Raw genomic sequence first — 19,009 nt, 5'->3', positions numbered from 1 at the left:
ACCTCGCTTCGCGACGTCTCCAAAACACGCGCAGCCAAAGGCATGGCGCCAGTTTCCTAGCACCAGTGACCTGGAACAGTTATGTGCTATCTGCCCTGCTTCAGCTAACCATGTAGTGGCTCATTGCCATTCGTCGGTTCAGAACTTCGGGGAGGCACGGGCGTTGTACACAGTGCCTGCGACAGCAGAATGAGATCGAGCAAAAGGTGTAGACCCTGTTGTCGATGCCATCAGGCTGAACAGAAGGCTTGGTTGAAAGAGATCTTCGGGCGGTAGCAAAGCACTGGCACAGCTCTGCCTGAACTCAATCAGCAGACGTTCTGGTGCCGAGCAGCCACCTCCTTGATCATCTTCTTCGATCGTTATTCGTCGACCAGGCTCTGTGCGGGTACCGCTTTCACCAGGACGCGAATTTGGTGCACTACATTCATCCACCCGACGTACAAGCCTCAATGCCCCCTGCTGCATGCTGCGCTCGTGCAGTACGTCTCGCATGTGGTCATAGTCGGCTTCGATGTAGCTCATAGTGGTTGCGATGTTCGAATGGTTCAGCAGGTTCTTGGTCAGGTGGATGTTTCTTTCCGGCTGCTTCATCAGATCGGTTGCAAGCGTGTGCCTGAACCGGTGCGGAGTCATCCGCACCCCGAGCCTGATGATCAGCTTCTTGTACATCGCCTCGACCTGGTCCGAGTTCATTTCATGCCGCTTGTAATGGCGGGAGAAACGATTGACGTTGAACAGCTGGTCATCGGCGGCAAAGCCCGCTCGACGAGCTTCATCGACGAGGCGCTGAATGTGCGGCGCTAGCCCATCCATGATGGGAATGCGAAACTCGCGGTGTGTTTTTTCGGTTTCGCCGCGGACGAGAACCAGCCGTCGATCCCAGTCCACATCCTTGAGCCGGATGCATAGCAGTGCATTCAGCCGTATGCCGGTGTAGTAGAACATCTCGAAAGTTGCCAGCCAGAACCACGCTGGTGTGATTCTGGCCCGGTCCCCAGTCGACTCCTCCTGGTCAGCAAGACTTCTGAGCCACCGCCTTGCACGGACGATCGCTTCGCCGGCAATGATTTTGCTCTGTCGCTTCGGTGCAATTACCGTCGTCTTCTTGAATGGGTTCACATCGGTGTTGGGAAGAATCCCGTACTCGATGCCGTACCCCCATATTGTTCGGAGGTGATTGGAGTAAGTGTTCCAGCTGCGCTTCGACAGACCTCCTTCAATCAGCTTGTTCCTTAAGGCAAGGACGTCCCGTCGATCGATGGTCTCCACATCAACAGCGTTACCGAAGTTCTTTTCCAGCTTCTTCATTGCCGCGCCGTAGATTTTCGCGCTGGCAGGCCGGAGGTCGTGATCGACGAGGTATTCCCGGAGCAATTTCTGGGGCGTCATTCAGCGGCCCCTTCCGTCACTCGTCGCAAGCTTGGGTTGTTCAGGGGCTGCTCAGCAAAGATCAGCTTCGGATCAAGAAGCAAGTAGCCCCTCAGCTGCGTGGTCTTCCGTGGGCCTACTACATCGTAGGTCCAGATGTTCAGCTGCTTGCTGGTTTTCTGGTGGCTCTTCTCTTTCTCAAATGCGCGTTGTACATGCTGCCAGGCCGCTGTCCCCGGTTTACCGACGATCCTCTCAAGCTCCGGGTGCTCAAGCACATATCGCTTGAAGATCCCAGGGGTAACGAGCATTGCTGTGTCGTCGACGGTGTGAATCAGGGCCTTGGTATCGTTGATGATCAATTTGTGGGAGGCGACCCCGGCTTTGAGCCAGGCGATGAAAGCTCCTCCCAGCGAACTACTCGTAGGCATGGTGGTGACATCTTTTATTGCAGCATTCCTTGCTGTGGCTGCTAGAGAATCGTCAGCCGGCTCTACCTCTTCGAGTCCTTGCTGAGGAGGGGAGGCGGCTGCTGAGCCTGGGCTAGCACTTAGCTCTTCTGATGGCGCAGTGATATTACTATACAGTGACAGTAATTCTTCGCGCTCAGATGATCGGATCCCTTCGGTTGGAGTTGGCTGGACTAGGGCTCGAGGTCGTGCCGGCGGTTGAGTTGCATCGCCCGAGGGGGCGACTGGCTCATCCGGTACCGCACAGACGGTTTCCGCACTGGTGCCCGCCTGCGCGACTGTCTCCGGTTCCTGGTCCAGGGTGAGGCTGCCACCGTATAGAGGGGGGCGTTCGTCCGGATTCGGCCAGACGAGTACCGGCGAGACCTTTAAGAAGGTGAAGCTGTTCTTCCAACCGCGGCCGTTATCGATGGTGGCTTTCCAGATCGCCTTATCCTGGGCATTGGTCTGGATGATTGCCTGGTCCTGCAGCATGTTGAAGAACGGAGCATTGGAGGTTGGCACTCCCTCAATACCCTGGGTCAGCAAGTATGCCCGGAGCTGGTCTGCTGCTGGCTTACTCACCAGCCAAAGCGCATCTTGCGTCAGCCAACCATCTGCCGGTCCATCTGGCTGATTGAGCTTGAGTTTTTCTCGCACCAGGAATCGCAGACCGTCGGCCAGTTGTCGCTGCAGCGATTGCTTTGGGGCCGCCAGCGCGCGTTCAGGATTGCCTCCCAGTTGCTGGGCAACGGAAGCTTTATCCGCCTGGATCACCATTTCGCCGAGGATGCCGGCGTGCTCGTACTGGCCGGCGAGAAGGTAGATCAGTTGCTTCCATAATTCAGGGAAACCGCTGAGCCAGTCCAGGATTCCGGTGTCCAGGACTTGCATGTACACAAGAGCTGAAGCAGCCCCGTGCAGTTGGTACTCCCTACCTTTCACATACTTGAACCGGTAGGGGCGGTTGATCGGGCCGTGCCATGGGTGCCATGCGCGGCCATCTTCGAGCTCGACGCGGAGGTCAACAGCGATCTTCCCCAAGTCGTGTAGCAACGCGCCGTAGGCGGCCGCTGCAGTCCAGGCTTCTGCTTGAGCGGATTGGGACTCCGGTGGAGCGCCTATTGGCAGAAGGTGCGTCTGCCGGATCTTTAGGGCATAGGCCACGATCTCCAGGCCGTGGTCCAGGAGTCCGCCAAGGTGGGCATGGTGATGGTTTTCAGAGGCAGGGAGCAGCTGCACCAGCTCAGCGTAGCGCTCGAGCGGTTTAAGGTAGAGGGTATTGAACTGAGCTCGTGAGAGCGAAGCCCGGCGCCAGATGTTCTCCAGGAGCTGCTGACGGAGTGGGCTCTGCAGGAGAGCAGTAGCCTTCGCCGGCAGATGGAAGCCCTGTGGTGAGGCTTCTGGTGTTGGTTTAGCCGGTTTGCGGCTCAACCAGGAGAGGAGTTGCATAGGGTGCTCCATGGGGTGTGCATGGAGCGGGCTTTTCTCTTAATGCCAAGATGGCATCAACGGTAAAGCGAATTCCGAGGGGAACGGATTTCTTGGCAGATGGCCATCATTCGGGAGGGTAGAGGGTCACGTTGTCCCCCTCTACGACGATGGTGTGCCCGGAGCTACCCAGCCCAAATTCGTTTCTTGAGCCATTAAACGTTCCAGATGGTGTGTTAAAAGTGAAATTTTCAAATATTACGTATTGATAGACGTTGAAGCCCGAACCGTAAAGGCCATCCTTTCCTCTTGGATACTCTTTGAATTGAACATTGTTGTACTCGGGTTTCAGTAGGCTAACAAATGCTTTTTCGGCATCTGCTATAGTGCGCGAGCTATTAATATCCAAAACCATGTCATCCATTTCATCCTCAGGCGCCCATGTCTGAATAATAAGTGGATCAATGTCGAAGAAGAATAATACGATTTCGTCTGAAACTCGATTCGATGGGGTTGGGTAGCGAATCTGTTCTTCTGTAAGGATCTCAACACGACCTTGATGAGCTTTATTTAGCAGTCGCTCGAAACTATCCTGCTTGTTTGCTATCCCAACATAAAGTAGGTCGTAGTTGCAAACAATGGCGTGATTGTTGAATCCTTGTAAGTTTGGGTTCCCCCTAGATTTTTCCCAGTATACTGAATCGGGGGTATACCAGGTGTGTGAGTGCATCTTCTCACCAGGACCTGGACGGTTGTGTCCGATCTGAATTATTTGGTCGTCCCAGGCCGCATGTACCGCTCCCCCAAGGGGTACATTTGCTTGCAGATTAATATAGCCCCAGTCAACTGTCTCTCCTGCTAACTTAATTTCTATCCGGGCAATGTCATTTACTGTGTCGACGATTCGTACATCGCCAAACTCTGTCCGTGGCCTAGCCCCGATCATGTATAACTTGCTACGTTTAAGCTTTGCGGCGAAAGCTGCATTTGCTTCGTCTCTAAAGTCCTTGCTCATGCTGTTTATGAACGGGGGGTGTACCGTCGCAAGGCGGACCATTTTCCCTAAGAAACTCATCGACTAACTCCTTGACGCCCTTTCAGTTTTTGGGCCCTTTCAGGTAAGGCTTTTACCCTTGTGATCCATTCCATTATCCATTCAAGCCCATTTTCTGTTGAGCCATTTACCCTTTACTGCTGATGCAGGTGTTTCAAATTCTGTGCGACCTCCATAGCATCGTGGAGGACTCGTAGTATCTCAACGATTTGATCTGTCCCAGCTCGGTAGAACACGATATGTCGAGGTCTAATCACGCGGCCGTCAGTCATCTGCAGCACGTTGAATGACAGATGCAGGCTACGAAGGCCCGGGGAAAGCTCATCACGCATTTTGCTGTCTACCGGCGTCGGCTGTTCAGCTAGGGCGAGGAACGTCTGCTGTAGCAGGTCTTGATACCGACTCCTGACGGACTGACCGAGCCTCACCTCAGTGAAGCGAAGCGTATCGGCGATGTCGATGCATGCCTGGGGGGACATGCGAACCATGGCCCTACTCATGCTTTTCGCCCGCCAGTCTTCCAAGATTATTGAGGTAGGCTGCCAGATTGGCCGGATCGATTTCATCGTATTGGCCTGCTTCGACCTGCATGATGCCCACTGATGTTGCGTTGCGCAGCGCTTCGAGTCTGGCTGCCTCAGCTGCTTCATGCTCAAGCAGCATCCGGATGCCTGCACGCACGACCTCGCTGAAGTTCTGGTAACGACCCGTGCTGACTAGGTCATCAATGGACTGCTCCATTGGCTGTGGAACGACGACATTGTGGGTGGCCATGGATGTGAACCTGATGAGTGGTGATGGCGTTTTATGCCATACCCCTTGCGAAAATGCCAAAGCTGTCGTATATCTGATGGCAAGATGCTCTCATAGGGCAAGGAGATTGAATCATGACTGCAGCCGCCAAACACTCGATTGCCTTCCGCTTAGGCCGGGCCCTGGGAGGTGTGGCGCGCTTCTGCATGCATGACTTGAATCCGACAGTCCGTTGGGTTAAGCGGGTAGTCCTCGCCATGGTAATTGCGCTCATTTTAGCCAACTCGATAAGCTGGCTTATGTCGGTGCTGCTGACGGTCATTTCACTTGCTCTCGGCCTGTACGCACTTTCCAAAGCTGACCTGGATAAGGTTGATATGTTCTCCGAGGATAAAGAAGCCCCCTATGGTCGGGACGGAGTTATGGGCTGCCCTCTCAATATGTGGGGCGAGCGTACTGACGGTCTTGATCGGGATCTTCCTTGAAAAGCTTGGTCTCAGTAAAGGACCAAGCTTTTATCAACGCTACTGCCCACCGATTGACTTCACTGCCTTCTGAGCCATTTGTCCCCCTTCGCTGCCAGCTTTTCCTACAGCGTCGGTTCCTTTGGTTAGACCGTTAAGGATCGTCCCTGTTTGCACTCCAGCCCAGCCGAGAGCAACTATCCAGAAGGTCGGGAGGATGATGAACATCGAACCCATGACGAAGTTCAGAATCGCGTCTTGAGTGGTGGTGTTCAAGCCCATCACTGGATCAAAGGATAGGTGTGGTGAGCCCGAACCATACAAAACGTCGATGATTGTGCTGTCGACCCATCTTGCCAGTTGGAACCAAAAGTCTACAAATATTAACGCGAACATTGTTACTGACATGGTCATGGCAACTTTCAGTTGATACGCACCGATTATCAGCACCAGTGGAATGCTGATGACCATGGCCATCTTGAGGAAGGCCACTACCATCGGTAAGGCTTGGCGCACCATGTCCATCGCCGGGAAGAAGGCCAGCGACCCGACGGCGACCCCCAATGTTCCGCCTGCACGTGCAAGGCCGTTCCAGACGGTTCCATCGACCTGTCCACCATAATCGGTGTAGACGTCGCCGTTGACCTGGCTAGAAGGCGACACGAGCTGGCGAATCATCGAGTCGGTGACTTCCTCCTGGGACAGCCACTTTGCCCACCCGAGGAACTGGTTCAGCAAACTAGGATCGACTTGGGCTTTCAGTCGGTCCCGCAGGCCGATGTTCCCGTCAGACCACCACTGTTTGCAAGTGGGATACCCACCACCACCGGTAACCTGGGGCATGCCATCATCTCGTTTCGTGTCATACGGCCAGGATGTACGGGGTGTTCTGGAGTAATCCGTGTCGTAGTAACCAGCCGTGTTCAGCAGGTAGTGGGACCCGATCCAGTTCAGGTCCTGTAGGGCCTTCTGGTCTTTGGCGATCGACCCAATGTCGGGCTGACGCATGAACAGGCGCGCGCGGGAAGGGCCGAAGCAATCATGGGTGAAGTCTGCCACCTCCTGCGCGAGCAGAGGATTGCCGATCCTCATCGCGTCGACCTCCATGCGCATTTGCCTGAGATCTGTACCGCAGGGGATTGCTGCAACAGCGCCGCTATTCAACCCCTTGGACAGCGCGTGTACGAGCGCCCACCACACCGGCACCTTCGCGCTCTTGCCGGCCAACGAGCTGAAGGTGGTGTTCCAGCCTGTCTCCGAGGGCGCCGGCGTCAGTACCTGGCACTGCTTCCCTCGCGCCTGGTCGAACTGCAGAGTGTCAAATCCCACGGAGATGGCTGGCACAGCACACAGTGAAACAACCACATACCCAACGTACAGCTGGGTTTCAATGCGAGCCAGGGACAGCACCCCCTTGTTGCCCTCGTCAGCGCCTTCTCCTCGGACTTTGATCCACTCACGGGCCACGATGATGATAAAGGGCAGGGCGAAAAGGCCCGTGTCCGAAATCATGTCCCAGATCCCGTTGTTGATGATCCACCCTACCAGGGTGAGGTAATACTCGAGGTAGTCGTTCGTATAGAGCGTCATAGGACCTCCGACCAGGTGATTGGCGCCTTCGAGATCTCGATGATCACGAACAACAGGAGTACCAGGAACTCGATCCGCTGAACCCCCTTGGACGACTGATCTTCGTCGCTCCCAGGCAGACGCGCCTTGAGCTTCACCCACGCGAAGACGATGCTGCCATAGAGGGCGAGTCGCCATAGCAACAGTGGCAGGTAATTGCCCTCACGCCACTTCAACCAGGTGTCGAACACGCCCAGATGATTGACCGCGATGACGCCGAGCAACACGCTCAGCAACAGCATCACCACGCTCAATAACACGCCTCCCAGGAGGACTTTGAGGGGGTGGGCTTTTTTCTCGACATCTTCCGCCATGGTCACTCCTTGCCGGCAGGCTTCTGCAGCTGAATCAGGCGATCCTGTTCAGGCGCCGCTTCGTAGATCGAGCGGGAACTTTCGGCGCGCGACTTGCTGCGCTCGATGATCTTCATCGGAGAGTTGTTGGCGAGCTGCTGCCGCATGTCGAGCTCGGTCTTGAGGTTGGTGATGAGTTGCTGAAGCGTGTCGACCTGGCCGAGTGTGGCCTCAACGGCGAGCTTGTTCGCATTCACGTTGGGTTCCTTGCTGCCTGTAATCAGCATGCGCTGCAGCAGCAGACCTTTCTCCAGGACATCAGCCAAGGCGACCTCGGATGCCAGGCGGGAGGCCAACACCGCCTGATCCCGCTCGTCACGAAGGGCAGTAACTACGCCGCGGGTAATGGGGAGGGAGTCACTGCTTGCTTCACGCAGCTTCTCGGAGGTGATCTGGGTCCCGGGCTTCAAGAGCTCCTGCAGGGCCGCGAGCTTCTTGTCGTATGTTTCCTGGATCAGCGGGGTCAAGCCCACACCCGGAGTCGATGTAGTCGTGCATCCTTCACAGGTCTGTAGCTGCTGTTCACCCAGGACCCGGTTTGCGAACTGGGCGGCTTCGGCCGGAGACTCCCAACTGCCGCATACCAGTCCATTGGAGCAGCTGGACTGCGGGATGCTCGAGGTGTCCTGAGCTGCGCGATTGTTGAGGAGGTTGTAGCCTGCTTTGGCAACATCCCCAACCACTTTGATGGGCTGCTGCCCATTGCCACCGGCCTGTTTACCGCCGACCCAAGTCACGCCGTTCGATCCTGGTGCTTGCTCGACCTTGTCGACCACTGCCACGGCATCGTTGCTCGATGCCAGGGCTTGCCCCATCTTCTGACCTTCGGCAACCTTGCCCCACCCCATCTGGCCGCCGGCAATGTCGGCCATCCGTTCGGCCATCGCCCTGCAGGTTCCCTTCGATCGGTCGTAGTCGAGGCGCGCCTGCAGGATCCCGTTGGTCAGCAGGTTGTAGAGGGCGGGATTTGCCCGCTGCAGGATCAGTGCCGGCAACGACGTGACAGCGCCGGTCGCGTTCTGGATGACGCTGCCCATGATCTGTTGGAAGCCCTGTGTTGCGCCGTTCAGCTGGTTCTGCAGGGTGTTGCTGAGGTCCATGTTTCCGCAGACCAGGTTGTTCTGCCAGCCGGCGCCGACGGTGATGCTTTCCATCTGGCCAGCGCTGCCCATCTGGACAGCGCTGCCGCCGCCGATACTGTAGAGCACGTCGTCCCCGATCACGCTGCCCTGGGACTCCACCTTGATTGGGTCGGCGGCCTCAGCCATACACCAGGTACTGCCCATGCCAGTAGCGAGAATGATGGCGATGGTAAATTTGTTCATATAGCTCTCCAGGTCTTATCTCATTGGAAGTCAGTGCTTCCCAGGAAGGTCTGGCCTTTGCGCTGGCAGCATGAATAGGGCCGCCACAGGGCCCAGGCATAGGCTTCGTCGACTGCATCGGCATTCGGGCCAGGGGAGGGGAACACGGCGCAGGTAGGGCTGATGGTTGGCGTCAGCTCCTGCCACTTGCCTGTGCTGGCATCACCTTCTTTCAGTTCCCCGGCAGGCCAGTAGCCAGGCTCCGGCAGGGAGCGCATAGGCAGGTATACGTGGGGTTGTCCTACCCGCGTCGTGATGTCACCGGCACGCTGGGCGATGACTGCACCGGCCTTGAAGTCGTCGACCTGGTGGATGAACCCGCTCCGTGGGTAGACGCTCCCCCACATGTCGGCCGAGAGAAGTCCACCGACCTCCCGCATGCCGGGGATCAGGGCCTCTGGATAGACGGATTCGGGAACCCCGTACCGCCATGCGAGGGTGTCCAGGGTGCTGAGCATGTAGGGCACGTAGGGGGTCGTCGCGCCGTGGCAGGAATAGCCAAAAGAGCTTACAAATCGGCTGAATACCGCAGCTCCAGGGTGGCCGATGACGTCAGCCTCCTTGAACTTGGTGATGTTGTTCTCGGCGTTGTGGTTGGTAGTCCCATCATTACCGGCTTGCGCCGTCGCATTCGGCGCCCCCATGGGGCTTACCTCTGTCCACGGATTCCCCCCTGTGTTGGCATAGGCGGATACCACTGCGTCCGGAATGTAGTGCCGGACTTTGGTTGAGGTTTTGACCGTGCAGCCAACGGGTGTGCAGAGCAGCCAGTAGCAGATGCCGACTACTTTGTATTCCAAGCAGGTAGGCGAGGTGGTGGAGGCGAGAATCGCCGCTGAGCTGATGGCCGCGTAGGCTGAGAAAGGTAGCGCCGAGGTTAGAAGCCCAGCCAAGGTGAGTCGCGAGATTCGTCTCATCATCGTCCCCTTGCCTGGTTGATTGCCTGAATGGCAGCAGCCACGTCGGGTTGGCCGTAGATCACAAACCGGCGATCGACAACGACTGCCGGCACCTTCGAGACCCCAACACTCCAGGCATCGGCATTGCCCTGCTGAGCGGCAGCTAGCTGTTGCATAAGGGCAGCTCCGGCCGGCGTGCCCATTAGTTGCCTAGCGGCGAGCGCGGCTTGGTGCGGGTTGGGTGGTAGCTTCCTGGACAACTGCTCCTCGATGCGCTGTTGATCATCGAGCTTGATGACACGCACATCTGCCGGTACGGAGGTGAGTGGGTGCGCCGCGTCTGTGATGGCCCAGGTCTCGGCATGCGCGGTACCGGTGGCCAGCGCGGCGACGAACAACGGGATCACTCGCGATGAAGGCGGGGGGATATTGAACATGAGGCTGCACCTGAAGTGGGGACGGGTACAGGAAAACGGATCGGCCCGCCAGGCGCAGTAGGAAATAGATATCTGACGGTACTTGGATTTCTCGGTGAATCCCCACACGGGCGTAAGCGAGGCGTTTTCGGTCTGGCAGACTCGTTGAGGTGACTCCATACTGCCCGGATCAGCACTTACACTGGAACGGACATGCGCAAAAGAGGACAAGTATTCTGGGAGTGGGCGGATCCCGATCTGCACTTCAGGAACTTCGATGAGCGGATGGCCGACGGCTCCCTCATTAACATTCAGGTGCGGGTCTCTCGCGAGCACCTGACTCAGCTATTTCTCGGTATCTATGCTCTGGATGGAAAGCTTTTGCTCGAAGAGGGCCATATGGACTGCAAAGGGCAGACTATGACGGCTGCGATGACCTGGGCCCTTAAACGCGCTCATTCTTGGATTGAGAGCGATAAACTCGCCAACCGATAAGCGGTTGATGGCGCTCAGGTGGCACTGGAGTATTTTCTATACCGGTTTGACGCAAGGAGGCAGGCTGGTGAAGGACGCCATACCCACCAACCAAGAAGTGGCGGCCATTCTTGGGATTGATGAGGCATCGGTTGAGAAGTTTCGGCAGGAGACCCATCGCCTGCAGGATGGCGCGTGGCTGGTGCAGTTTGCCTATTGGATGCCTCAGGAACTGCGTCAGGGTCTCACCGGTAGTTTCACGCTGACCATCACACTTCCTCCAGATCCTCATGATCGTCGAGAGCGTGAGTGAGTTGTGGGTATCCGGTCGCTGATGCCCAAGTCACTGCGGCGGATGATCGGTTTCGAAGTATTACTGCCTCCATGACATCCCGCTGCAGTTCACAAATATCGTTGTTGAGTTGCGTCACGGAGGCCGACAAGCCGACGGCATCGTGTGAGTCGGATAGCTGCTGATAGAGCTTTTCAAGTTGAACACTCAAAAAGCTGTGTCTACTGGCGAAACCTTGTAGTTCCATCATCCCGTTCACCTCCACAATCACACCGACAGAGACTGGGCGAAGGGAAGTCCGTTCCCCTCGGATCTCAGGTCGTTACAAGAATGTGAACTAGTCGAACCATTCCTCGTCACCTGGATCAAGTTCTTCCAGGTTCATATCGAGCTGCAGCTCGATCACGGTCCCGGGCGCTGGGGCATACCAGTCGACTATTACGAACCGACCTTTGCCTGTGGTCGCGTCATAGTCCATGAGCACGCAGTCGTCGTTCCACTCCTGGAGAGCCCAGCTCAGCTCATCGTGTGAGGGGAATTCTTCCCCGGTCGACTCAAGCTGAAACCATCCATGGCCAGAGCCTGCGCTTGGGAAGAACCTGCTTGGTAGATTGCTTTCTTCGTCATTATTGTCGATGCGGGAGACCGTGATCTTGATCATTACCCTGGCTACTCCTTGCTCGCAGTGGCCTGGGCTGCGAGGTCATCCACGACCGACAGCAGTGTGGCGCTATCCACGGGACCTTCCAGGCGCATGCTGTGCCCCGTCAAACTGTCGGTGACCTCGATCGTAGGGGTAGCGGCAATGCCCCGGCCCTTGGCCACAGCCAATTGCTGTTCAATGGCTGCTCGGATATCCAGTCTTGTCCTCGCGCAAGTGGAAAGACCTTCTGCAGAGATGCCAGGTACCTCCAACTCATCAGCGAGCCCCTGGCCATTGCCACGTGTGCGCAGCAGGACCTGGTCGATCGCTTCCCAGAACGCCGAAGCCCCGCCCAATGAACCCGCGCATTGAACGAGCCTTGCCTCTGATACTGCTGCAGGGCCATGACTATCGAGAGGGAAGTGATGCCAAGCGAGCTTCACGTTCTCTTGCTCGCTCACCCATCGCTTCAGTTGTGGCGTGTATGCCCTGCAGTATGGGCATTCCAGATCGGCGTACTCCGTGATCACCCAGCGGGCACTGGACGGACCGAAATACCAGGTCTCATCGGCGGGGCGTGCGCTGTTGTTCTTTGCCAGCAGCCAGCCAGCGCCGAGGCCAGTGATCGCGATGATGCCGACCACGATGAGTTTGAGCCTGTTCTTACGCATGCTCATCCCCCCGAGCATGAGGGGGGACCTCAGGCTGGCCGAGCTTCTGCAGGGCGGCCTGTAGATCGTGAATGGCTCCGTCAGGCTGAGGGTGCTCCTTCAGCCACTCATCCAACACGGACTGAACCAGCGGAATGATGTCGCGACGATCGAGGGCGTTATTTTTGATCTGTTGCAGCTCGTCAATGAGCACTGGTGCGCAAACCGACAATGACTGGAGTGTGTCGTGCCCGGGCTCTTTGAGCAGCTGGGTCAGGCTATCAATGATGTTCTGGGTCAGGGTATTCATGACTCTCATGCCACGCGCTCCACGGCCTTCTTTGATTCGGGTAAGGTGATGGGATAGGGAGTGATACCGCGTTTGTGGTCCAGGTCCGCGGCCACCTGCAGTGCTGCGTGTAGCTCATCGCAGCCGAGCGCCTGCATGGTTTCGTAACGCTGCCGCTTTTCTTCTGGCTCGGTCATGGCCAGAGCAAGGCACAGGCTGGGTGGCACCACACGGAACAGCATCTCGATCCGCTTGGCCAGGACGATGCCCTCGGTGAACTTGCCGTTTTCCTTTCGTGCCGAGAGCATCATCGTCTTCTGCGCCGGCGTGAGCTCACGAAAACGCGCGATTTTCTCCACCTCGTCAGGCGGCATGTTCAAGCAGATCCACCACTCGATCATGTTCAGCAGGGCGGATGCTTCTGGAGGGATGTCGTCAACGTTCTGGGTTGCCATCCAGTACCAGGCACCTAGTTTTCGCCACATCTTGGTGATCTTCACCGAATACGGGGAGAGCAGTGGCACCTTCAATGGGATGTGGCCTTCGTCGGTGAAGGCAATGAGTGGTCGGCCTTTGAACTGGTCCCGCTCTGCGATGTTGTTGATGGTGTTCAGCAGGGAGATGTAGGCGATGGCCATCTGGGCTTGATAGCCCTCACGAGCGTAGGTGGCCAAGTCGACGATTGTGATGTCAGCTTCCGGCCAGGCGGTACCAGGACGGTTGAACATCTCAGCCTCGGTGCCCATGGTGAACATCCCCATGGCCTCGGCCATCTCCATGAACCGGTTGCGCCGGCTTTCAGGGAGCTTGTCGTCGCTGGCCATCGCCTGCAGCGCTGCGCTGATGTCTTCAGTCAACACCGGACGGTTTTTACTTACGCACAGCTCGGCGGCGTTGATGATGCACTGCCGGATGGCACTGCGGTCGGCCCGAGTGAGTCGCGCATCCTCCTTCGATTCGCCGCCAGTGATCATCAGGCGGGCTGTGATCTCCAGCTCGCCCAGGATGTCCCTCTGTTCGTCCTCCATCCCCGCCAGTGCGTCGGTCAGGTGCTGGTCCGATGCATCCACGTCCGAGGCATCCAAGACCTTGACCTGGTCCTTGTTTTTTACGAGCTGCACGGCGTCGACGAACGGGGCGAGGCTCACGCCGCTACCCGGAGCGAGCCGTACCCGGTTGACGGTCAGGCCAAGCCGCTTGGCGAAATCGCCCAGCAGGCCGAAGCTGTTGCCGGCCTCGATGATGAAGAGTCGAGGGCGGTAGAGCGCAATGGCCTGCATGATCAGGTAGTTGGCTGTGGCAGATTTACCCGCGCCGGTGGGGCCGAACAAGAACAAGTGCGCGTTCATTTGTCGGTCGAGCTTGTTCAGCGGATCGAAGGTCAGCGCTGCCCCCCCTCGATTGGAAAGGGTGAAGCCCGGGTTACCTGTGCCAGTGGAGCGCCCCCAGACTGGAGCCAGATTGGCGATGTGCTGGGTGAACATAAGCTGGGTGTACCAATCCAAGGCGCGGTTTTCATTCGGGTCGAAGTTGCATGGCAACCAGCGCAGGTAGCTGTTTAGAGGAGCTACCTCGTCCTGTGACTGGACTGGTTGCATGCCGGCGCCGAGGAGCACGTTGCACAAGCTAGTCGTGCGCTCCTCGAGCACGGCTTTATTCTGACCACGGAGGAAAAACGCGACACTTCCCCGGTAGAGCTTGTGCTTTCGTCCGAGAAGGGACCGCGCCGTTTCAACGTCATCCCGGGTGTGACTGGACGCCTGGGTATCCCCGATAGCCTTCCTGGATAGCTGTTCGAGATGCCCTTCCAGCAGATCCTGCGGGGTCGGCACCATGGTGATGCACAACACGGTATCCTCCGGCAGCCGGTCGAACAGCGAGTTCAATGAGTCGGCCTGCTTGGTCTCACCGGTCAGATGCCCAGTGAGGGGGGCATTTTTCAGGCGATCCAGCATCACAACCCGGTGCGGCATGCCGTCGAACGACCAGAGACCGCTGTCGATATCCGAGCGCGGTTCTCTGTAGAACAAGTTCTCCGAGAAGTCGGTGCCGCTCGCCACCGGCAGCTCACCCTCTTGCAACTCGCGGGCTGGCTGGCACACCTCTTCGTAGAAACGTCGGATATCGCGCTCAGTCGACCCCAGGTGATCTGGGTGTGGATTGAACCAGCCTACGAGCCAACGCTTGATCGCATGGCCATCCATGCGTTTGGTTGTCACGCCGGCGTTGGCCAGGGATCCTTTAAGACGGTCGCAGATCGCTTTGAGGTAGGCGGCAGGCTCCTGGCCGCGCACCACGACGTCCTGTTTCTTTACTCGGCGATACACCACCAGGCGGACTTTCCGTGTCTGACCACGCCACGGGAGGTTGCTGACTGCCGTGTCGACGAACAATCCACCTGGCTTGGAGATAGACTCGAGGTGGTGGCGGAACAGCGCGAGGTAGAGCTTGGTGAAATCCGTGTTCTCAGCCCGGGGCTGGACGTAGGCCTGGAGTTTTTGCAGGTAGTCGGTCCAGTCCGTTTCGTCCTGGGCATAAAGCTGCACTACCCAGTGAGAGCTCTCGAGTTCGTCGAAACTGTCCTGCAGGACACCTTGCAACGCATCGCGAGCTTGTTGAAGCCAGTCGTCGGAGCGTCCCTCGGTCCCGATCGGGATCAACTCGAAAAACGCCGCCCTGGAAATGCCATCCTCGAGGAGCATGGCCTCTTCCTCGGGCAGGTATTCTGCCCATGGCAGCATGTCCACGAACGACGGGTTGACCTCGTATATCCTCGCCACGTCAGTTTTTGTCGCCGGCCGACGTTTAGGGTTTTGCCAGTCGATGGGTGAAGGGATGCCCATGGACTCCAGGCGAGCTATGTACCGGTCATTCGCAGCCTGGCGGTCTTCTTCGTTGATGACAGTACTGGCTGTTGCGGGATAGTCGTCGACAAGGTCGGTATCGGTTGTCGGCTGGCCGAGCACGGGCTCGATAGGCGTTGCAGGGCCTTTGCCCAGCAATTTGCTTATGAACTGCATCAGTACTCCTCCGTCCGCTCGCCTGGCATGGCGTACTGCACGCGTTGATACATCGGGAACACCGTGGTGTACCCCGGGACTGGGACTGGATCCGTACCAGCCAGGTGTGGGAACACGTACATCACCAGATCAGGGTTCGGGAGGCGCTTGAACTGGCTGTAAATTTCGTTCTGGGGCGTGCGGTTGAAGGCGTCAGCACTTGCCTGTTGGCGGGCCACCTGAGCCTCATCGAGCGGTCGGCGCAGCTCTTGGCGCGCATCCAGCAACATTCTGCTGTTGGAACTGCCAGAGCTCCCGCCAGACGTGCCGTGTTGCCACACGTCCATCATGTTGGCTTCCCCGTGGGGGAGCAGCTCGTCTTTGTCAGTCGTGCATCCGCCTAGAATGAGGGCGAGCACGAGCCAGGCGCCGGCCTGCAGGCGGGGCTTAGTCAAGGTTTGCGGATACATGGTTGGCTCCGGCGTTGTAATCGACCTTGCGGCCTTTGATCTCGTAGTCGATGGCGAGCTGCTGGTCCAAGTGGACGGCGACCTTCGCCCCGGGCTGTACGTACACGGCGGCGAAAGCTTCGCCGTAGAGCTTGTTCATCCAGGAGCGGATGTCGCTGACCCCACCGGTCAGAATCGCGCCCATGGCGGAGTTCCCCGAGGAGCCCGTGGTCCCGAATGAAGTTCCTCCGCTGCTGAAGGTAGTGGAGCTATTTTGCTCATCAGCCTTCAACAGTTTGGCGATGCCGGCGCCCGCGGCCGTCACCAGGGACTGGTTGGTCAAGTACTCCTTGGCGTTGGATCGGCGCTCGCCGGAGATGCAAGGAATGCCGTAGGAGTCGCTGATCCAGCCGAGTCCGCCCTGGATCGCTGGCTGCCCGTTACCGTTGCTGCTGTTCTGGTTGTTGTTCTGGCTGCCGTTGGCCTCTTCTGCCGGGGCAGGGAACGATCGGACCGTGCCATCTGCGAAGACGAACGTCAGGCTCCGGACTTGCCCGCGCACGCAGGACAATGTCCAGTCGCCTGATGCGGTACCGCTGGCAACAGCACCGACGACGTCAGGTATCTCGATGCCGTTTGCGGTGAGGTTGTCCGGACCGATCAGGACCTTGAAAGGGAAGGGATCATTGACTGTTCCATCGATCGGTACGCGGCCAATGAGCGCCGACATGGCCACCGACCCCATCAAGGTCGAGTTCTGGGGCAAGGTATAGGCTTTGCGTACTTGCTTGCGGGCATCCTGGGGAGACAAATCAGCGCCGACGTTCTGGGCCGTCGCGCTGAGAACTGTTTGGCCTTTGTCCAGGGTGCTCCCAAAGCTGGTGGGAAAATTGAAGCTACTGGCCGTCTGGGCGGAGCCGGGCTGAAGGGGTTTACCGCTAGCGTCCAAGGCAGTGGCATCGGTGGGTTCAACCCATACGAGTCCATTGGACTTCGTCCCTTTGTCGAAACCCGCGCCGTCACCTGGCATCACTCCGAGCCCAATGGGGAGGTCCTGCCCAGCGGCATTTGGGTTCTGCGATAGGTTATCCAACTGACGCTGGAACTGGTCCAACAGGCCCACGCTTTGGTTCTTCACCTGCTCCTGCAGCTCGCCCTTCGCATCATTCAGCTTGTTGTCGACATTCTGATCTATGCGCGAAAGCCGGAGCTGGAGCTCTGCATTCTGGTCCTTCAGTTCCTTGTTGTCGGTCAGCACCTTCGCGATCTGGTCTTTCACCTCCCGACTTTCAGCGACCACCGTGCGGAGGGTGTCGGCCGGAGTATCACCGTCCACCCCTAGCTTGCGTGCGGTGTCGCCTCCGATGATGATCGGTTTATCTTCAGGAGCCTTCGGCTCCTCTTTTTTACTCCCCCCCTTGAACACGATGATGAGCGCGCCGATCAGCACGGGGATGAGCAGGTACTTGAGGAGTGGATTACTTTTCAGACTGCCCACGGCGCCCTCCTGCTTTCGGATCAATTTGGCTGACCGAAGACGGCAGCAGGGCCTCTTTCAGCCCCTTTCCTTGTGTGACCAGGTAAAGCGTGGTGGTATCGCTGGCATTTCCACGAGCTCCGAGGTACGGGTGCTGGAATGTCGCCGTGGAGAAGTTGCCCATCAGCTCTGTTGCATTCATCGTCAACTGCTGGGCACTCAGGTTTCTGAGTTTGACTGCCGTGACATAGCTGTTGTCGAGGCGCCAAGCCCCCAGCACCGATGCTTCCACCGGTAATACCGGCAACAAGGTGCTGAGGTCCAGGGCTCGATCAACACGCACCTGGCTGATGCCGGCGACAGGCTCAACGGTCCGGAGTGGGGCGTACAGCATTTGCGCCGCATAGCGGGTCAGGGCCACCGGCGCAGGTGTCTCATGTCGCGGTGCCGGCGGAACATCCTCCTCCTCCTCCTCCGACGTCGCGGATCGCTTCGTCGGAGCTCGCGTCGAGGTGGTATCGCCGTAGTAGGTAGAAGGGGCCGCGCCGGCGACGATCTTCGCGGGTTCGAGCTTGGCTTGGCCCTCTGCCGCTGGTGTCGCGGCAATATCCACCAGCATGATCTCGCCAGTGGCCACATTCTGCAGTTGCAGCCTGGTCGGTGGAATTTCTTGGCTGGCCAGCAGGTAGACGGCGCCGCCAGTGCTCTGGACCCGCAGTTGGCCAACAAGCTGCGGAGGCATGCCTACCCGCACGTTCTGGTCGACGAACACAATGCGCTCTTGACCGACAATTAGCGGGATTGCCATGGGGATACGGTCCCACAGCAGCAGCTCTACCGCTTTCACATTGGCAACTGCAGAGAGGCCCAGAACAAGGAGGCACGCGCGCAGATTCATGGTTTCACCCCGGCTGCTTGCAGATCAACCTCGATGCGCTGCGGGTTGGACGCATAGCAGTTCCACATCAACCCGAACGGATTTTTCTCTGGATTGACGTCGGCCCGGACGATGGACAGTGGATAACGCGTCATTGCACGCTTGACCCGCTCGCCGTTCACCGACTCGTCAGCGAGTAGATCCAGATTGACTGTCCAATCGTTGATTCCGATTTCTTCCACGCGTAGCACGCCAGGGTCGGTCAACCCGTGGCCCGGGATTTCTGAGACATTCCGTTCACGGCGGCGCAGCTCACCGGCGTTACGGCGCATCTCGTAGTCTTTCTGCAGGTACTCCTTGCAGCCAGGGGTCACGTAGGACGCCAGACGCTCGATGTTGTCTTGGTAGTCGTCGTCCCCGTTCTTCTCCCAGCGCTGCATCTGCTGGAAGATATAGAACCCGAAGGCATACACGTTTTCTGGTGGCACCTCCCACCATTTGCGAGTACTGCCGGAGCGGAGGTCCGGCGGCACATGCACGGTCAGGTCTTCGGGGGCTTTGTGCCAGCCGTAAAACGCGAACAGGCTGACTGCGCCCAGCACAATTACCGCGATTCGCAAGCTGAGAATGTGTGCTTGCTGAGCATCCACTCGTTTTCGAAAACTCATGAAGATTC

The 19,009-nt window shown here is 57.9% G+C and carries 21 protein-coding genes; 3 read left to right on the top strand and 18 right to left on the bottom strand.

Annotated elements, in window-relative coordinates:
* Positions 1-138: 138 nt before the first annotated feature.
* The 5 genes from xerC to ACGLHT_RS23965 all read right to left on the bottom strand — a co-directional run bounded on the left by xerC (position 139) and on the right by ACGLHT_RS23965 (position 5,079).
* On the bottom strand, positions 139-1,392 hold the full coding sequence (xerC, locus tag ACGLHT_RS23985) for a tyrosine recombinase XerC (protein ID WP_023628688.1): 1,254 nt from the start codon (positions 1,390-1,392) through the stop codon (positions 139-141).
* Positions 1,389-3,284: a MobH family relaxase gene (mobH, locus tag ACGLHT_RS23980; protein WP_028690576.1), complete on the bottom strand. Its 1,896-nt coding sequence runs from the start codon at positions 3,282-3,284 to the stop codon at positions 1,389-1,391. The genes xerC and mobH overlap by 4 nt, the downstream gene beginning before the upstream one ends.
* A 94-nt stretch (positions 3,285-3,378) precedes the next feature.
* The gene (locus ACGLHT_RS23975) at positions 3,379-4,326 is read right to left on the bottom strand and encodes a hypothetical protein (RefSeq protein ID WP_023628686.1); all 948 of its coding nucleotides are present in this window, start codon (positions 4,324-4,326) and stop codon (positions 3,379-3,381) included.
* 113 nt (positions 4,327-4,439) lie between these two features.
* Positions 4,440-4,793, bottom strand: coding sequence for a type II toxin-antitoxin system RelE/ParE family toxin (locus tag ACGLHT_RS23970; protein ID WP_023628685.1), 354 nt, complete (start codon positions 4,791-4,793; stop codon positions 4,440-4,442).
* A gap of 4 nt (positions 4,794-4,797) precedes the next feature.
* Complete coding sequence (locus ACGLHT_RS23965; protein ID WP_070086529.1) at positions 4,798-5,079, bottom strand: type II toxin-antitoxin system ParD family antitoxin; 282 nt, start codon at positions 5,077-5,079, stop codon at positions 4,798-4,800.
* A gap of 113 nt (positions 5,080-5,192) precedes the next feature.
* On the opposite strand from ACGLHT_RS23965, the gene ACGLHT_RS23960 reads away from it, so the two are divergent.
* Positions 5,193-5,543: a hypothetical protein gene (locus tag ACGLHT_RS23960; RefSeq protein ID WP_023628683.1), complete on the top strand. Its 351-nt coding sequence runs from the start codon at positions 5,193-5,195 to the stop codon at positions 5,541-5,543.
* Between the two features lie 39 nt (positions 5,544-5,582).
* Here the strand turns inward: ACGLHT_RS23960 and ACGLHT_RS23955 are convergent, their stop codons facing one another.
* The 5 genes from ACGLHT_RS23955 to ACGLHT_RS23935 are packed head-to-tail and all read right to left on the bottom strand — an operon-like array spanning position 5,583 to position 10,204.
* Positions 5,583-7,112 (bottom strand): conjugal transfer protein TraG N-terminal domain-containing protein, encoded by a 1,530-nt coding sequence (locus ACGLHT_RS23955; protein ID WP_023628682.1) that lies wholly within the window; start codon positions 7,110-7,112, stop codon positions 5,583-5,585.
* Entirely contained in the window at positions 7,109-7,465 is a 357-nt protein-coding gene (locus tag ACGLHT_RS23950) for a hypothetical protein (protein WP_023628681.1), read from the bottom strand. Before ACGLHT_RS23950 ends, ACGLHT_RS23955 begins: the two co-directional genes overlap by 4 nt.
* A 2-nt stretch (positions 7,466-7,467) precedes the next feature.
* Positions 7,468-8,829: an integrating conjugative element protein gene (locus ACGLHT_RS23945; RefSeq protein WP_023628680.1), complete on the bottom strand. Its 1,362-nt coding sequence runs from the start codon at positions 8,827-8,829 to the stop codon at positions 7,468-7,470.
* Between the two features lie 20 nt (positions 8,830-8,849).
* The gene (locus ACGLHT_RS23940; protein ID WP_038707443.1) at positions 8,850-9,785 is read right to left on the bottom strand and encodes a TIGR03756 family integrating conjugative element protein; all 936 of its coding nucleotides are present in this window, start codon (positions 9,783-9,785) and stop codon (positions 8,850-8,852) included.
* Positions 9,785-10,204: a TIGR03757 family integrating conjugative element protein gene (locus ACGLHT_RS23935; protein ID WP_023628678.1), complete on the bottom strand. Its 420-nt coding sequence runs from the start codon at positions 10,202-10,204 to the stop codon at positions 9,785-9,787. The genes ACGLHT_RS23940 and ACGLHT_RS23935 overlap by 1 nt, the downstream gene beginning before the upstream one ends.
* A 192-nt stretch (positions 10,205-10,396) precedes the next feature.
* Here ACGLHT_RS23935 and ACGLHT_RS23930 point away from each other — a divergent pair, with 192 nt between their 5' ends.
* Complete coding sequence (locus tag ACGLHT_RS23930; RefSeq protein WP_023628677.1) at positions 10,397-10,678, top strand: hypothetical protein; 282 nt, start codon at positions 10,397-10,399, stop codon at positions 10,676-10,678.
* A 67-nt stretch (positions 10,679-10,745) separates the two neighbouring features.
* Complete coding sequence (locus tag ACGLHT_RS23925) at positions 10,746-10,970, top strand: hypothetical protein (RefSeq protein WP_038705586.1); 225 nt, start codon at positions 10,746-10,748, stop codon at positions 10,968-10,970.
* A 316-nt stretch (positions 10,971-11,286) separates the two neighbouring features.
* Here ACGLHT_RS23925 and ACGLHT_RS23920 read toward each other — a convergent pair whose 3' ends face one another.
* From ACGLHT_RS23920 to ACGLHT_RS23885, 8 genes are read right to left on the bottom strand one after another with little or no spacing between them, the layout of a single operon-like run.
* Positions 11,287-11,610 (bottom strand): hypothetical protein, encoded by a 324-nt coding sequence (locus ACGLHT_RS23920; RefSeq protein ID WP_023628675.1) that lies wholly within the window; start codon positions 11,608-11,610, stop codon positions 11,287-11,289.
* Between the two features lie 8 nt (positions 11,611-11,618).
* A complete protein-coding gene (locus ACGLHT_RS23915; RefSeq protein WP_052062247.1) occupies positions 11,619-12,263 on the bottom strand; it encodes a thioredoxin domain-containing protein in 645 nt (214 codons plus the stop codon).
* Entirely contained in the window at positions 12,256-12,561 is a 306-nt protein-coding gene (locus ACGLHT_RS23910) for a hypothetical protein (RefSeq protein ID WP_023628673.1), read from the bottom strand. Before ACGLHT_RS23910 ends, ACGLHT_RS23915 begins: the two co-directional genes overlap by 8 nt.
* Positions 12,558-15,551, bottom strand: coding sequence for a conjugative transfer ATPase (locus tag ACGLHT_RS23905; RefSeq protein ID WP_371858383.1), 2,994 nt, complete (start codon positions 15,549-15,551; stop codon positions 12,558-12,560). The genes ACGLHT_RS23910 and ACGLHT_RS23905 overlap by 4 nt, the downstream gene beginning before the upstream one ends.
* Positions 15,551-16,000, bottom strand: coding sequence for a TIGR03751 family conjugal transfer lipoprotein (locus ACGLHT_RS23900; protein ID WP_023628672.1), 450 nt, complete (start codon positions 15,998-16,000; stop codon positions 15,551-15,553). The genes ACGLHT_RS23905 and ACGLHT_RS23900 overlap by 1 nt, the downstream gene beginning before the upstream one ends.
* Complete coding sequence (locus ACGLHT_RS23895; protein WP_023628671.1) at positions 15,978-17,477, bottom strand: TIGR03752 family integrating conjugative element protein; 1,500 nt, start codon at positions 17,475-17,477, stop codon at positions 15,978-15,980. Before ACGLHT_RS23895 ends, ACGLHT_RS23900 begins: the two co-directional genes overlap by 23 nt.
* Entirely contained in the window at positions 17,458-18,354 is an 897-nt protein-coding gene (locus tag ACGLHT_RS23890; protein WP_023628670.1) for a TIGR03749 family integrating conjugative element protein, read from the bottom strand. The genes ACGLHT_RS23895 and ACGLHT_RS23890 overlap by 20 nt, the downstream gene beginning before the upstream one ends.
* Positions 18,351-19,001, bottom strand: a complete 651-nt coding sequence (locus tag ACGLHT_RS23885) for a PFL_4703 family integrating conjugative element protein (RefSeq protein WP_023628669.1) — start codon at positions 18,999-19,001, stop codon at positions 18,351-18,353. Before ACGLHT_RS23885 ends, ACGLHT_RS23890 begins: the two co-directional genes overlap by 4 nt.
* Positions 19,002-19,009 lie beyond the last annotated feature (8 nt).

Origin of the sequence: Pseudomonas sp. PsB (assembly GCF_043658375.1) — a bacterium.
GTDB classification, from domain to species: domain Bacteria; phylum Pseudomonadota; class Gammaproteobacteria; order Pseudomonadales; family Pseudomonadaceae; genus Aquipseudomonas; species Aquipseudomonas putida_Z.
The sequence above is the reverse complement of the archived record's forward strand: the minus strand, read 5'-3'. Positions and strand labels throughout refer to the sequence as shown.